The organism is Natronomonas salina, assembly GCF_013391105.1.
GTDB lineage: Archaea > Halobacteriota > Halobacteria > Halobacteriales > Haloarculaceae > Natronomonas > Natronomonas salina.
In genome coordinates, this window is record NZ_CP058335.1 from 2,807,893 (window position 1) to 2,819,857 (window position 11,965).

An 11,965-nucleotide genomic window follows, 5' to 3' on the forward strand; every position below is an offset into this window, starting at 1 on the left:
AAAGCGCTGTCGCCGAGCGGGTGGTTCCGGGCCAAAACGTGGGGTTTATCCGTTCCCTGCGTCGAAGATAGGATACTATGGCCAACAAGGGCAAGACCGGGAGCGCCGGCCGCTTCGGCGCGCGGTACGGGCGCGTCGCCCGCCGCCGCGTCGCGGAGATCGAGGCCGACACCGAGGACGCGACCGTCGACGGCGACGCCGTCAAGCGCGTCGGCACGGGCATCTGGGTCAACGAGGAGACCGGCGAGAAGTTCACCGGCGGCGCCTACCGTCCGCAGACGCCCGCGGGCAAGACCGTCACTCGCTCCATCCGCGCGGCGCTCAGCGATGGCGACGACGAGGGCGCCTTCGGCGACGAAGCCGAGGAAGCGGAGTAACCCCACCGATAGCTCATGAGCTACAAGTGCTCCCGCTGCAAGCGCGACGTCGAACTGGACGAGTACGGCGGCGTCCGCTGTCCGTACTGCGGCCACCGCGTCCTGCTGAAGGAGCGGAGCCGCGACGTCAAGGAGATCAACGTCGACTAGCCGTCGGATAGTGTGCACGCTGCCGACCTGGTTTTCACCTACGACGATGCCCGGGCAGCCGCGCTGATCGTCGACGCCATCTCCCAGGAGGTCGACGAGATCGAGGGCGACCGGACGACCGCGACCGTCGAGCGGGACGGCCGCGAGGTCCGCGTCGACATAGACGCCGACGACCTCGTCGCCCTGCGGGCCGGCCTGAACACCTGGAGTACGCTGGTCCAGGTCGCAGAGCGGATGGTCGAGGCCGGCGCGTAGCTCTGTTCCGGACGGTCGGCCGAGGCGTCCACCGTCGAAAGCGTGGCTTTTTCAGTGGCCAACACGACGCGTAGGATATGCAGGGTAACCTTCCGCCGGAGGCCCAGGAGAAGATCGAGGAACTCCAGGACCTCCAGGAGACCGCACAGCAGGTCGCACAGCAGAAACAGCAGGCCGAGACCCAGCTCCAGGAGTCGAAGACGGCGCTGCAGACCCTCGACGATGTCGAGGGCGACACCCAGATGTACCGCGAGGTCGGCGAACTCCTCATCGAGACGGAGTACGACGAGGCCTACGACGACCTCGAGGAGAAGATCGACAGTCTCGAGGTCCGCACCCAGACCCTCGAGAAGCAGGAGAACCGCGTCCAGGAGCAGTTCGAGGAGCTCCAGGAGGAGCTCCAGCAGATGCTGCAGGGCGGCGCCGGTGGCGGCGGCCCGATGGGACCGGGCGGCCCGGGCGCGGGCGGCGCGTAGAGCCGACGTGACGGGCGAACCGAGCGACCGGGCGGCGCAGGAACCGACCGACGAGGCGGTCGTCGAGGCCGCCTCGGAAGCCGCCGAGGGGCTGATCCTCGACCGCTACAAGCAGTCCGAGGTCGACGACCTCGACGTCACGGTGACGTTCGAGGACGGCACCCTCGAGGTCGACGTCTACCTCGACGCGCCGGACGACCCCGACCCGGCCGTCGTGGCCCAGGAGGCCATCGAGGCCGCCGAAGAGGCCGTCGACGAACTGTTCGAGGACGCGGACGGATAGCGGCCGACCCCTTCTCGACCGTACCTTTCTCCGCCGTCAGCCGGCCGCCAGGAACACGAGCAGGCTGACGGCCATCGCGGCGCCGACGACGAACAGCAGCAGCGCCCCGCCCATCTGGACCATCGCGTTGGCCGTCGACGCGAGCGTCTCGGTGCGGTCGTTGCCGAAGACGGTGACCTCGACCTCCTCGACGGCGACGCCGGCCTCGACGGGTTCGAGGTCCGCGGTGGCCTCCCTGACGAGTTCCTCGACCACCGCGACGAGTTCGGCGTCGTCGATGGCGGCGCCGACCTGGTTGTCGGCCTCCAGCGTGTTGACGACGTGGGTGTCGGTGGTCATCACCTCTGCCTCGTCGGCGTCGACGGCCTCGAGCAGCGTCTCGCGCAGGCCGGGCTCCATGTTGTTGCCGTCGACGAGGACGTACGCCGTGCGGTGGTCCCCCGCCTCCATCACGGCCACTCGCACTCCCAGCGGGCCGATGCCCTCCTCGGGCTCCCAGTCGGTGGGGTCCCAGGCGACGCCGACGCGGAGGGGGTGGCGGTCGGCGGCTGCCAGGCGCTCGCCGAGGCGGCCGGCGGCGGTCATCATGTCGAACGAGCGCCGGGAGCCCGGGACGACGTGGCCGAGGCCGTCGCCGGCGCCCTCGAGGCCGTCGTTGGAGTTGTGCGCGTCGACGAGCATGACCTCGTCGAGGCCGCCGCCCCTCGCCTCGGCCATCGTGGAGAGCCCGACCGCGAAGTCGACGTCGTCGGCGAACCCGGGGGCGTGGGTAGTGACCACCAGCGCGTCGTCGCCGAACGCCTGCCCGAGCAGCTTCGAGTCGCCCTCCCGCTCGCGGGCGCTCCGGCTCGCGACGTCGCGGTACTCGACGCGCTCGTGGGCGCGGTCGGCAGCGTCGACGAGCGCGTCGACCTCGCGCTCGGTGACGAGGTTGAAGTCGTGGCCGGCGGTGGCGTGCGGCGGGAACGCCAGCCCCTCGGTGGCGGCGGCGATCCGTTCGGGGAGGTTGCCGCCGCCGATCTCGCCCATCGGCCCCGGGTGGACCATCGGCAGGACGAACCGGGCCTTCGCCGCGCCGTCGGGCCGGCGGACCGCGAGGACCGTGACGGGGACGACCGCCTCCTCGCCGAGCTGCTCGAAGAACTCCTCGAGTTCGCTCGAACCCTCGGCGATGTGGCCGACGAAGCCACGGACGAAGTCGAGGACGGAGACGCCGAGGCTGTTGCGCCACGGGCGGTCGATGGTCGCGAGGAAGAGCCAGACCGCGAGCGCCCAGACGACGCAGAGGCCGCCGAGGAGCGCGAAGTCCGTCGCCTGGACGACCTGCAGCGCCGCGGGAGCCGGGTCGGTGCGCGCCAGGAGGGCGTCGACCAGCGGGCCGCCGACGCCGAGGTGGAGGACGGCGCCGCTGTAGACGAACACGAGCGCGGCGGCGACGGCGGTCTGGAGGCTCGCCGGGACGCTGGCCACGAGCAGCGACTGCCCGGAGATGGCCACGAGGACGAGCAGCCGGACCGCGAAGACGAGTGCGAGGCCGACGATCAGGACGTCGAAGACGAAGTCCTGGCCGAGCGGCGCGACGACGGCGGCGGCGGCCGCCGCGACGAGGAAGACCACGAGCAGGACCTCACAGAGCAGCGCGAGCAGCGCCGAGCGGTTGTACGTCAGCCGGCCGCCGAAGGCGCGGTCGAGCCACGGCGTCGCGAAGGCGGCGACCACGGTCGGCAGGCCGACGTAGACCATCCCCTGGTAGGCGTCGTCGAGGACGAACCGGGAGTCGAACGCGGCCACGCCGGCGACGGCGGCGACGAGCAGCGAGACGAAGAGGCTGGCCGACCAGTCCGGCGCGCGGAAGACGAACCGCGACAGCGCCGCCAGGTCGCCCTGGGTCCGCGTCATCTATCCGAACAGGGGGCCGCGGCGCGGTTAAAGGACTCGGCCCGCGGGCAGAACGCGCACGGTTCCAGCGAGTTCCGGAGACTACCGGCGGCTCACTGCCGGTTCTCGCAGATGTCGAGGAAGTTCTCGAAGACGGCCTCGCCCTCCTCGGTGTGGGCGACCTCGGGGTGCCACTGGACGCCGTAGAGGTCGCGGTCGGCGTCGCTCATCGCCTCGACGTCGCAGACGTCGCTGGAGGCCGTCCGCGCGAACCCCTCCGGGACCTCCTTGACCTCGTCGGCGTGGCTGGCCCACACCCGCGTCTCGGGGGCCAGCGAGCCGACGAGGGGGTCGTCGTCGGAATCGATATCGACGGTGACGTCAGCGTAGCCGCCGTAGTCGCCCGACCCGACCGTGCCGCCGAGTTCTTCCGCGATGAGCTGCATGCCGAGACAGATGCCCAGCACGGGGCGGTCGGCGTCGAGGTACTCCGCGGAGCGGCCGATCCGGTCCATATCGGGGCCGCCGGAGAGGACGACGCCGTCGGCGTCGACGTCCCCGGGCGGCGTGTCGTTGTCGACGGTCTCGACGTCCACGCCGAGGTCCCGGAGCGTGCGGTGTTCGAGGTGCGTGAACTGCCCGTGGTTGTCCACCACGACGATTCGCGTCATTGGCGGTCCCTATCCGGTCGGTGCGTAAAAAGGGTCTGAAACTCGCGGCACCGACCGCTGGAGCCGTCAGGATTGAGTGTGGCTGGCCCCAAGTAACGGACGTCATGATGACCACGACGCACGCGCTGTTCGGGGCGTTCCTCGGGGCGGCGACGGCCCCGTTCGCGCCGGTCGCGACCCCGGGCGCCGTCGTGGTCGGGTTCGTCGGCGGCGCGCTGCCCGACGTCGACCTGCTGGCCGCCCACCGCCGGTCGACGCACTTCCCGGTGTACGCGGGCTTGGTCGCCGCGCCGGCGTCGGCGCTCGCGCTGCTCGTCGGGACGCCGCTGGCGACGTTCCTCGCGATCCTCTGCCTCGCCGCGACCGCCCACTGCCTGATGGACGTCCTCGGCGGCGGGCTGGAGCACCGGCCCTGGAAGGCCACCTCGGATCGGGGCGTCTACGACCACCTCAACGGGCGCTGGCTCAGGCCGCGCCGGTGGGTCCGGTACGCGGGCGCCCCCGAGGACTTCGTCCTGGGGGCGGCCTTCGCCGCGCCGGTGCTCGCGGTGACGAGCGGCCGCCTCCGGTGGGGGCTCCTCTCGGTGGTCCTGGGCTCGGGGCTGTTCGTCGCCGTCCGCCGCCGGCTGCCGCCGCTGGCCGAACGGATCTTCGGCGAGGACTCCGGGGACGTGTGAGTGTCGGGCCGCGACGTGGTCAGTCGGCCTGCGCCTGGTCGAAGGGCCGCGGGGGCAACCGGAGCTCGTCGAGGTCGGGCAGGTACTTGACGTTGTAGACGACCTTGAGCCGCTCTGAGGTCGGCCGGCCGACGCAGGAGAGCCGCAGGCCGCGGTCGGTCATCTCCTCGGGGAGGATGTGGTCGACGGGCTGGGAGAGCTCCCCCTCGGTGACGGCGACGGCGCAGTTCGCGCAGGCGCCGCCCCGGCAGGCGAACGGCCACGCGAACCCGCGGTTCTCGGCGGCCTCCAGCAGCGTCTCGTCGGGTTCGACGAGGAACCGGCCGTAGTCGTCGGTCGCGAGGTCGGCGTCGGCGGCCTTCTCGAAGAGGTCGTCGTCTTCGAGGCTCCAGCCGTGGTCCTCGAGGCACTCGAAGTTGAGGTACTCGACGCGCGAGCGCTCGGGTTCCGGCTCGGCCTCGGCTTCGGATTCTGCGGTCCCGCTCCCGGTGTACCAGCGGTTCGGGTCGGGCGCCGTCGCCCCGTCCGGGCGGTCCAGTTGCGCGCCCTGCTCCCGGTCGACGTCGCCGGCGACGATCGCCTCGTACGCCGCGCGGACCCGCTTGAACTCCTCTGGCGAGCCGCCGTGGTCGGGGTGGCTCTCCTTGACCCGGCTTCGGTAGGCGTGCTCGATGGCCTCCTCGTCCGCGTCTGGCTCGACGCCGAGCACCTCGAACGGGGACTCCACGACCGGGGCTAGCGCGGTGGGCGGCGAAAAGGTTTCTCTCCCGACCGGTCGTTACCGCGACCCCGCCGGCGCCGGCGGCAGCGGCGGAGTGGTCCGAGACCGGTGATGGACCGGGTCAGGAGATGTCGAGGCCGAGGTCGGGGGCGACCCCGCCTCTCGTCACCTCGATGGTGCCGTCGCGGCGGACGACGACGCCGTATCCGAGCAGCCCCACCTCCAGCAGCACGTCCGGCGGCGACCCGCCGTCGGCCCTCGCGGACTCGGCGACGCTGAACGTGACCGACGCCAGCGTCGGCGACTCGCCGACCACGGACTCGACGGTCCCCGGCGGGAGGTCGCGGACCGTGCCCTCGACGGTGAACGCGATGGCCCCGGTCGGCGCGTCGGCAGCCCCGCTCCCGCTGGCCTCGTCGACCCCACCGTCTCCATCCCCGATACCGCCGGACGAGCGGACCGTGTCGATCCCCTTCCGGACGTCGTCCAGGTCGGGCGTGGCCACGCCGACGTCCACGGACTCCAGCCGCAGCGCCCCCGACTCGGCGAGGTCCACCGCGACGGTCTCGCCCCCGCCCAGCGCGAGCTCGACGCGGACCGGCCGGAGGCTCGACCCCTCGAAGCGGGCCAGCAGCGACTCGGACGGCCTGATCACCCCCTCGGCCTCGAAGGCGATCCGGTCGGGCGGTCGGGCCTCGACGACCTCGTCGGTCACGGTGACGCTCGGGTTCCGGTCGATGTGGACTGTGGGGTTCATGGTGGCACGCGAGTGCCAGGACTACGGGACGCCGAGGGGAAACCGTGTCGCAAGAATGTGGGTCGCGCGCCGGTGGCGGGACGCGTCGGTTGTCGGACGCCGATTCCGAACGGTCGGCGGTTCGGTCGGGCCGACCGCCGAACGGTCCCTCAGTCGTCGGCCGGCTCGGCGCGGGTCGTCATCTCGACGTCGGGCGCGTCGACGCCGAGTTCGTCGATGGCGACCTGGGCGGCGCGCTTCCCGGAGAGCAGCATCGCGCCGAAGGTCGGGCCCATCCGCGGGAGGCCGTACGTCGTAGCGGTCGCCATCCCCGTCACGACGAGGCCGTCGTGGGCGAGGCCGGTGTGCTCGACGACGGCGTCCTCGCTCTGGCCGACCCACATCGAGTCGTGGCCCGGCGAGTCGTGACCGGGGGCGCCGTAGGAGTCGTCGCCCGTGTTGTCCATGCCCGTGTTGTGCTCCTCGGCGTGCTCGATGCCGGGGGCGGACAGGACGCCGCGCTCCTGGAGCTTCGAGACGGCGACGGCGTCGTGGCCCGTCGCGTCGATGACGAGGTCGGCCTCGACGGCGATGGGGTCGACGCAGGTGATCTCCCGCGGCAGCGCGTGCACCGGCGTCCAGTTCATCACGATGCCGCCGACGCGGTGGTCCTCGCGGATGACGATGTCCGTGAACTCGGTCATGTTCTGCATCTTCGCGCCGGCGTCGCAGGCGGCCTTGATGAGCCCCGAGCAGGCCTCCGGCCCGTTGGCGACGTACAGCCCCTCGCTGTCCTGGGACTGCTTGAAGTCGACGTCGAGGTCCTCGAGGACCTCCTGGGCCGGGTCCCGGACGGTGACCTTGTTCATCAGGAAGCCGCCGAGCCAGAAGCCCCCGCCGAGGTAGTTGTTCTTCTCGACGACCATCGTCTGGACGCCGCGCTCGGAGAGCTCCTTGGCGGCCATCAGTCCGGAGGGGCCGCCCCCGACGACGATGACGTCCGAATCCGAGAAGTCCATGAACTCCTCGGTCCACTCCTGGCCGATCGCCCGCGTTACCTCCGCCTCGCCCACGTCGCTGAACTGGTCGAACTCGGTCATACCACTAGGTAGTATATCGCACGAATACTAAGCCGTTGTGGTCGGCTGGATGGCGGTTCGTCCGTTCGGTCGCTTGCGGTCCCATTCGTCTCCTCGGCCGTCACTTCTCGCGGCCCGTACCGCTACGCAAAGCGTCTTGGCGAGCCCGACCGAACGCCGCCCGTGCACCTGTTCACCCCCTTCGAGTGCCGCGAGGTGACCGCCCGGAACCGCGTGATGGTCTCCCCGATGTGCCAGTACTCCTGCGAGGCCGAGGACGGACTCGCCACGGAGTGGCACCGCGTCCACCTGGGCAGCCGCGCGACCGGCGGCGCCGGCATCGTCATGACCGAGGCGACCGCGGTCACACCGCGTGGCCGCATCTCGCCGGAGGACCTCGGCATCTGGAGCGACGACCACGCCGACGCGCTCGCGCCGATCGCCGAGTTCGCCCGCGAGCAGGGCGCCACGCCGGCCATCCAGCTGGCCCACGCCGGTCGGAAGGCCTCGACCCGGCGCCCCTCGGACGGCCACGGGCCCATCCACGGCGACCGCGGGTGGAACCCGGTCGGTCCGACCGCGGAACCGTGGCCCTACGCCGACGAGCCGCCCCTGGAGACCGAGCGGCTCACCACCGACGCCATCGCCGCCCTGGTCGAGGAGTGGGCCACCGCCGCCCGGCGCGCCGTCGACGCCGGCTTCGAGATCGTCGAGATTCACGCCGCCCACGGCTACCTGCTCCACGAGTTCCTCTCGCCGGTCACGAACACCCGCGAGGACGAGTACGGCGGCAGCTTCGAGAACCGGTCGCGCTTCCTCCGCGAGGTCGTCGACGCGGTCCGGGCGACCGTCCCCGAGGGGACGCCGGTGTTCGTCCGCATCTCCGCGACCGACTGGCTCCCCGACCGGGACTCCTGGACCGTCGAGGACTCCGCGCGCCTCGCTGGCGACCTCGGACCCCTCGGCGTCGACCTGATCGACGTCAGCGCGGGCGCGGTCCACCCCGACCAGCAGGTCCCCGACACCGGCCCGCACTACCAGGTGCCGTACGCCGAGCGCGTCGGCGAGAGCGGCGTCCCGGTCGGCGCCGTCGGCGGCATCACGACCCCCCAGGGCGCCGACGCCGTGATCCGGAACGGCCGCGCGGACCTCGCGGTCGTGGGACGCGAACACCTCCGGGACCCCTACTTCGCGATCCGGGCGGCGCGGGAACTGGGCCAGGAGGCGCCCGTCCCCCGGCAGTACACCCGCGGGTTCGACTAGTACAGGCTCAGGTCGCCGGTCACCTTGTCGACGATGTTCTCCGATCCCGGGCCGACGGCCAGCGCCGTCACCGTCCCGGGCTCCAGTTGCGTGTGGCCGGCGTCGCGGATCAGCGCGTAGGGCAGCCCCTCGCGGCGGGCCTCGTCGGCCAGCCGCTGGAGCTCCTTCTCGCCGGAGCCCTTGAGGACGACCTTCTTCTGGCCGCCGGACTTCCAGTCGTTCTGCGCCGACGAGCCCGCGTTCTCGTACGCCTGCAGCGACGCGTGGGCGACCTGGGCGGCCAGCTTCCCCTGGCCCATGCCGATGTCGGTGCGCGCGACGATGGCCTGCTTCATACCGGGTGGTGGGCGCGGCCGGTTAAAAGAGCACCTCGACGGCGACCGACGTCTCGAGCCGGTCGAGCGATTTATATTTCACCTCTCGAAGAACGGATACATGCTCCTCCACGCCCTCTCGTACCCGCCGGTGGTCCGTTGATGCGGCTCCCCGCGCCCCTCGCCGCGCTCCTGACGCCGAAGCGGTTCTTCGCCGAGTCCGAGCACAGGCGGGACGCCTGGAACGCGCTGGTCGTCGTCTCCGTGATCGCGCTCATCGCGACGGCCTCCTACGGAGGGATGGGCCTCCTGTTCGCGTCCAGCCTCGACGCGACCGTCACCGTCGACAACCCCGAACGCCCGCCCGAGTGGGCCTGCGAGACGCCGACGCTCGAGATGAACGAGGAGGACTGCCAACGCCCCGCCGAGATCGAACGGGACGCCGGCGACCTCCTGCTCGAGATGTGGGTGCAATACATCCCCCACGTCTTCCTCGGGACGTACGCCGCCTGGCTCCTCGTGGGGTCACTGCTATTCGGCATGGGTCGGCTCATGGGTGCCGGCGTCCGGTGGAGCGACACCCTCGTGGTCTGGGGGTGGGCGATGCTGGTCGACCTCCTGCAGGCGTTCGTCGCGCTCGGGTTCGTCGCCTGGCTGACCGCCGGCAGGACCGTCACCGCGGAGACGGAGGCGGAACTCCTGGCGGAGGTGGAGGCGATGGCGGCCGCGGTCCCTGAGTTCAACCCCCTCCCGCTGCTCGTCGGCGCCTGGCAGATAGTCGTCGTCGGCTACGGACTGAGCGAAACCCAGGATATCTCTGTGGTCCACGCCGCCCTCGCAGCCGCGGCCGTCCTCCTCCCCGTCTCGCTGTTCGCGGCGCTCTGACCGTTGCCCTTTAAGCCCTCGTCGGCCTGTATCGGCATATGATACTCTCCGACGCGGACATCCGTCGCCGCCTGACGGACGGCGACCTCGTCGTCGAGCCGCTCGACGACCCCGAGTTGCAGATCCAGCCCGCCAGCATCGACCTGCGGCTCGGCCGGGAGTTCCTCGAGTTCCAGCGGACCAACATCCCCTGCATCCACCCCAACAGCGAGCAGGAGGTCGACGAGTACGTCGACGAGACCTACGTCGAGGAGGGCGACGACTTCATCCTCCACCCCGGCGACTTCGTCCTCGGGACGACCAAGGAGCGCGTCGAGATTCCAAACGACATCATCGCCCACGTCGAGGGCCGGTCGTCGCTGGGACGGCTGGCGGTCGTGGTCCACGCCACCGCGGGGCTGTGCGACCCCGGCTACGAGGGCCAGATCACCCTCGAGCTCTCGAACCTCGGCACCGCGCCCGTCGCGCTGACGCCCGAGATGCGCATCTCCCAGCTCACGTTCACCGAGCTGAAGAGCCCCGCCGAACGCCCCTACGGCGCCGAGCGCGGCTCGAAGTACCAGGGCCAGCGCGGCCCACAGGCATCGCGCATCCAGTCCGACGACGAGTTCGGGGGCGAGCAGCTGGACCGATGAAGTTCGTCGAAGAGGTCGTCGTCGACGAGTTCCTCCCGACCTTCCGCTCGATGCTGGCGGGGGAGCTCCGCGACCGCAACCTCACGCAGAGCGAGGTGGCCGAGCTGCTCGGCATCAGCCAGAGCGCCGTCTCGAAGTACGCCCACGGCGACGTCGACGTCAACGACGAGATCGCCGAAGACGACCGCGTCCGGGAGCTGGTCGAGCGGCTCGCCGACGGGGCTCGCCAGCGGCGAGATGAGCCGTGTGCAGGCGCTCGTCGAGGCCGAGGTCCTCGTCCGGAAGCTCGAGCGCGGCGACCTGCTCGCGCACCTCCACGAGGCGGCGTTCCCACCGCTGGCCGACTACGAGGGGCCGCTCGACATCCACGACCCGGAGGGCGAACTCCGGATGACCGAGCGCGTCCGGTCGTCGGTCCGCCGCGGCGTCCGGACCCTGGAGAACACCAGCGGCTTCGCGGCGCTGGTCCCCGCGGTCGGCTCCAACCTCGTCGAGGCGCTGCCCGAGGCGAGCACCATCGACGACGTCGCCGCCGTCCCGGGCCGCATCCTCGACGTGAAGGGCCAGGCGACCGTGCCGGGCGACCCGGAGTTCGGCGTCTCCGAGCACGTCGCCTCGGTGCTGCTGGCCGCCCGCGCCGCGGGCAGCGACGCCCACGCGGCGCTGAACGTCCGCTACACCGACGACGTCGTCGAGAAGCTCGACGCCGCGGGCTACGAGACCGTCGAGTTCGACGCCGAGGCGGACCTCGAGTCGGCCGTCGCCGAGGCCCTCGACGGCCGCCCCGACGCCGACGTCATCTACCAGACGGGCGGCTTCGGGATCGAGCCGATCGTCTACCTGCTCGGCGCCGACGCCTCCGCCGTCGTCGGCACCGTCCGGGACGTCGTCTGATGGCCGACGTCGCCGACTTCTACGGCCGCTGGGCCGGCCTCTACGACCGCATCGCGACCGCGCCCGGCGTCGCCCGCTGGCGCCGCGCCGCCGCCGAGCGGGTCGCCGGTCCCGGCGATACGGTCGTCGAGATGGGCTGCGGGAGCGGCGCGAATCTCCCGTTCCTCCGCGAGCGGGTCGGTCCGGCGGGCCGGGTCGTCGGCGTCGACGTCACCCGGCCGCTGCTGGCGCGCGCCCGCGCCCGGACCCGCGAGTTCGACAACGTCGCCGTCGTGGAGGGCGACGCGACCCGGCCGCCGGTCGAGTCGGCCGACGCCGTCCTCGCGACGTTCCTCTGCGGCCTCCTCGAGGACCCCGGCGGCGCCGTCGACGACTGGTGCGACCTCGTCGGCAGCGGCGGCCGCGTCGCGCTGCTGGACGCGACGGCGACCGGGGAGGCCGCGGGCCGACCGTTGAACCCGCTGTTCAGGGCGTTCGTCGCCGCCGGGTCGCCGGGCGCCGGTCCCGTCGACGTCCTCCGCGCGCCGTTCGGGAGCGACGACGACTCGCTCACCCGGCGGGTCGACGCCTCGCGCGAGGCGCTCGCCGACCGGGCGGTCGAGCGTCGCCACGAGACGTTCGCGCTGGGGCTCGTCGGCCTGCTCTCTGGCCGCGTCCGGTGACGCAGCGCC

16 protein-coding genes and 1 pseudogene are annotated in these 11,965 nt (G+C 71.9%); 11 read left to right on the top strand and 6 right to left on the bottom strand.

Features of this window, described 5'->3' with window-relative positions:
* Positions 1-77: 77 nt before the first annotated feature.
* The 5 genes from HWV07_RS14510 to HWV07_RS14530 all read left to right on the top strand — a co-directional run bounded on the left by HWV07_RS14510 (position 78) and on the right by HWV07_RS14530 (position 1,541).
* Positions 78-377 carry an eL43 family ribosomal protein gene (locus HWV07_RS14510; RefSeq protein WP_178334996.1) on the top strand — a complete coding sequence of 100 codons (300 nt, stop codon included), beginning with the start codon at positions 78-80 and terminating at the stop codon, positions 375-377.
* A gap of 15 nt (positions 378-392) precedes the next feature.
* The gene (locus tag HWV07_RS14515) at positions 393-527 is read left to right on the top strand and encodes a DNA-directed RNA polymerase subunit P (protein WP_178334997.1); all 135 of its coding nucleotides are present in this window, start codon (positions 393-395) and stop codon (positions 525-527) included.
* A gap of 12 nt (positions 528-539) precedes the next feature.
* Positions 540-782 carry a KEOPS complex subunit Pcc1 gene (locus tag HWV07_RS14520; protein ID WP_178334998.1) on the top strand — a complete coding sequence of 81 codons (243 nt, stop codon included), beginning with the start codon at positions 540-542 and terminating at the stop codon, positions 780-782.
* A gap of 77 nt (positions 783-859) precedes the next feature.
* A complete protein-coding gene (locus tag HWV07_RS14525) occupies positions 860-1,258 on the top strand; it encodes a prefoldin subunit beta (protein WP_178334999.1) in 399 nt (132 codons plus the stop codon).
* A 7-nt stretch (positions 1,259-1,265) separates the two neighbouring features.
* On the top strand, positions 1,266-1,541 hold the full coding sequence (locus HWV07_RS14530) for a DUF3194 domain-containing protein (protein ID WP_178335000.1): 276 nt from the start codon (positions 1,266-1,268) through the stop codon (positions 1,539-1,541).
* Between the two features lie 36 nt (positions 1,542-1,577).
* Here the strand turns inward: HWV07_RS14530 and HWV07_RS14535 are convergent, their stop codons facing one another.
* Together HWV07_RS14535 and HWV07_RS14540 are read right to left on the bottom strand one after the other, a co-directional pair.
* Positions 1,578-3,440, bottom strand: coding sequence for a DUF2070 family protein (locus tag HWV07_RS14535; protein WP_178335001.1), 1,863 nt, complete (start codon positions 3,438-3,440; stop codon positions 1,578-1,580).
* Between the two features lie 92 nt (positions 3,441-3,532).
* Entirely contained in the window at positions 3,533-4,090 is a 558-nt protein-coding gene (locus HWV07_RS14540) for a GMP synthase subunit A (RefSeq protein WP_178335002.1), read from the bottom strand.
* Positions 4,091-4,197: 107 nt separating this feature from the next.
* On the opposite strand from HWV07_RS14540, the gene HWV07_RS14545 reads away from it, so the two are divergent.
* On the top strand, positions 4,198-4,767 hold the full coding sequence (locus HWV07_RS14545) for a metal-dependent hydrolase (RefSeq protein ID WP_246279773.1): 570 nt from the start codon (positions 4,198-4,200) through the stop codon (positions 4,765-4,767).
* Between the two features lie 19 nt (positions 4,768-4,786).
* Here the strand turns inward: HWV07_RS14545 and fer are convergent, their stop codons facing one another.
* From fer to HWV07_RS14560, 3 genes are all read right to left on the bottom strand, one after another.
* Positions 4,787-5,494, bottom strand: coding sequence for a ferredoxin Fer (gene fer / locus HWV07_RS14550; protein ID WP_178335004.1), 708 nt, complete (start codon positions 5,492-5,494; stop codon positions 4,787-4,789).
* Positions 5,495-5,609: 115 nt separating this feature from the next.
* Positions 5,610-6,245 (bottom strand): hypothetical protein, encoded by a 636-nt coding sequence (locus tag HWV07_RS14555; protein WP_178335005.1) that lies wholly within the window; start codon positions 6,243-6,245, stop codon positions 5,610-5,612.
* 149 nt (positions 6,246-6,394) lie between these two features.
* Positions 6,395-7,324: a sulfide-dependent adenosine diphosphate thiazole synthase gene (locus tag HWV07_RS14560; protein WP_178335006.1), complete on the bottom strand. Its 930-nt coding sequence runs from the start codon at positions 7,322-7,324 to the stop codon at positions 6,395-6,397.
* A gap of 216 nt (positions 7,325-7,540) precedes the next feature.
* Here HWV07_RS14560 and HWV07_RS14565 point away from each other — a divergent pair, with 216 nt between their 5' ends.
* Positions 7,541-8,566 (top strand): NADH:flavin oxidoreductase/NADH oxidase, encoded by a 1,026-nt coding sequence (locus HWV07_RS14565; RefSeq protein ID WP_246279884.1) that lies wholly within the window; start codon positions 7,541-7,543, stop codon positions 8,564-8,566.
* Here HWV07_RS14565 and pth2 read toward each other — a convergent pair.
* Positions 8,563-8,901 (bottom strand): peptidyl-tRNA hydrolase Pth2, encoded by a 339-nt coding sequence (pth2, locus tag HWV07_RS14570; RefSeq protein ID WP_178335008.1) that lies wholly within the window; start codon positions 8,899-8,901, stop codon positions 8,563-8,565. The two genes, HWV07_RS14565 and pth2, sit on opposite strands and share 4 nt — an antisense overlap.
* Positions 8,902-9,042: 141 nt before the next feature.
* Here pth2 and HWV07_RS14575 point away from each other — a divergent pair, with 141 nt between their 5' ends.
* From HWV07_RS14575 to HWV07_RS14590, 4 genes and pseudogenes are all read left to right on the top strand, one after another.
* Positions 9,043-9,765, top strand: coding sequence for a YIP1 family protein (locus HWV07_RS14575; protein ID WP_178335009.1), 723 nt, complete (start codon positions 9,043-9,045; stop codon positions 9,763-9,765).
* 38 nt (positions 9,766-9,803) lie between these two features.
* On the top strand, positions 9,804-10,400 hold the full coding sequence (gene dcd / locus HWV07_RS14580) for a dCTP deaminase (RefSeq protein ID WP_178335010.1): 597 nt from the start codon (positions 9,804-9,806) through the stop codon (positions 10,398-10,400).
* Positions 10,397-11,294, top strand: a pseudogene (locus HWV07_RS14585) (thiamine-phosphate synthase family protein). The gene dcd and the pseudogene HWV07_RS14585 overlap by 4 nt, the downstream one beginning before the upstream one ends.
* Positions 11,294-11,956: a class I SAM-dependent methyltransferase gene (locus HWV07_RS14590; RefSeq protein WP_178335011.1), complete on the top strand. Its 663-nt coding sequence runs from the start codon at positions 11,294-11,296 to the stop codon at positions 11,954-11,956. The pseudogene HWV07_RS14585 and the gene HWV07_RS14590 overlap by 1 nt, the downstream one beginning before the upstream one ends.
* Positions 11,957-11,965: the final 9 nt, after the last annotated feature.

Excerpts from the sequence above, each read along its gene's own strand:
- HWV07_RS14510 (WP_178334996.1), top strand. The coding sequence starts at position 78 with ATGGCCAACAAGGGCAAGACCGGGAGCGCCGGCCGCTTCGGCGCGCGG.
- HWV07_RS14515 (WP_178334997.1), top strand. The coding sequence starts at position 393 with ATGAGCTACAAGTGCTCCCGCTGCAAGCGCGACGTCGAACTGGACGAG.
- HWV07_RS14525 (WP_178334999.1), top strand. The coding sequence starts at position 860 with ATGCAGGGTAACCTTCCGCCGGAGGCCCAGGAGAAGATCGAGGAACTC.
- HWV07_RS14535 (WP_178335001.1), bottom strand. The coding sequence starts at position 3,440 with ATGACGCGGACCCAGGGCGACCTGGCGGCGCTGTCGCGGTTCGTCTTC.
- HWV07_RS14540 (WP_178335002.1), bottom strand. The coding sequence starts at position 4,090 with ATGACGCGAATCGTCGTGGTGGACAACCACGGGCAGTTCACGCACCTC.
- HWV07_RS14545 (WP_246279773.1), top strand. The coding sequence starts at position 4,198 with ATGACCACGACGCACGCGCTGTTCGGGGCGTTCCTCGGGGCGGCGACG.
- HWV07_RS14555 (WP_178335005.1), bottom strand. The coding sequence starts at position 6,245 with ATGAACCCCACAGTCCACATCGACCGGAACCCGAGCGTCACCGTGACC.
- HWV07_RS14560 (WP_178335006.1), bottom strand. The coding sequence starts at position 7,324 with ATGACCGAGTTCGACCAGTTCAGCGACGTGGGCGAGGCGGAGGTAACG.
- HWV07_RS14565 (WP_246279884.1), top strand. The coding sequence starts at position 7,541 with ATGGTCTCCCCGATGTGCCAGTACTCCTGCGAGGCCGAGGACGGACTC.
- pth2 (WP_178335008.1), bottom strand. The coding sequence starts at position 8,901 with ATGAAGCAGGCCATCGTCGCGCGCACCGACATCGGCATGGGCCAGGGG.
- HWV07_RS14575 (WP_178335009.1), top strand. The coding sequence starts at position 9,043 with ATGCGGCTCCCCGCGCCCCTCGCCGCGCTCCTGACGCCGAAGCGGTTC.
- dcd (WP_178335010.1), top strand. The coding sequence starts at position 9,804 with ATGATACTCTCCGACGCGGACATCCGTCGCCGCCTGACGGACGGCGAC.
- HWV07_RS14590 (WP_178335011.1), top strand. The coding sequence starts at position 11,294 with ATGGCCGACGTCGCCGACTTCTACGGCCGCTGGGCCGGCCTCTACGAC.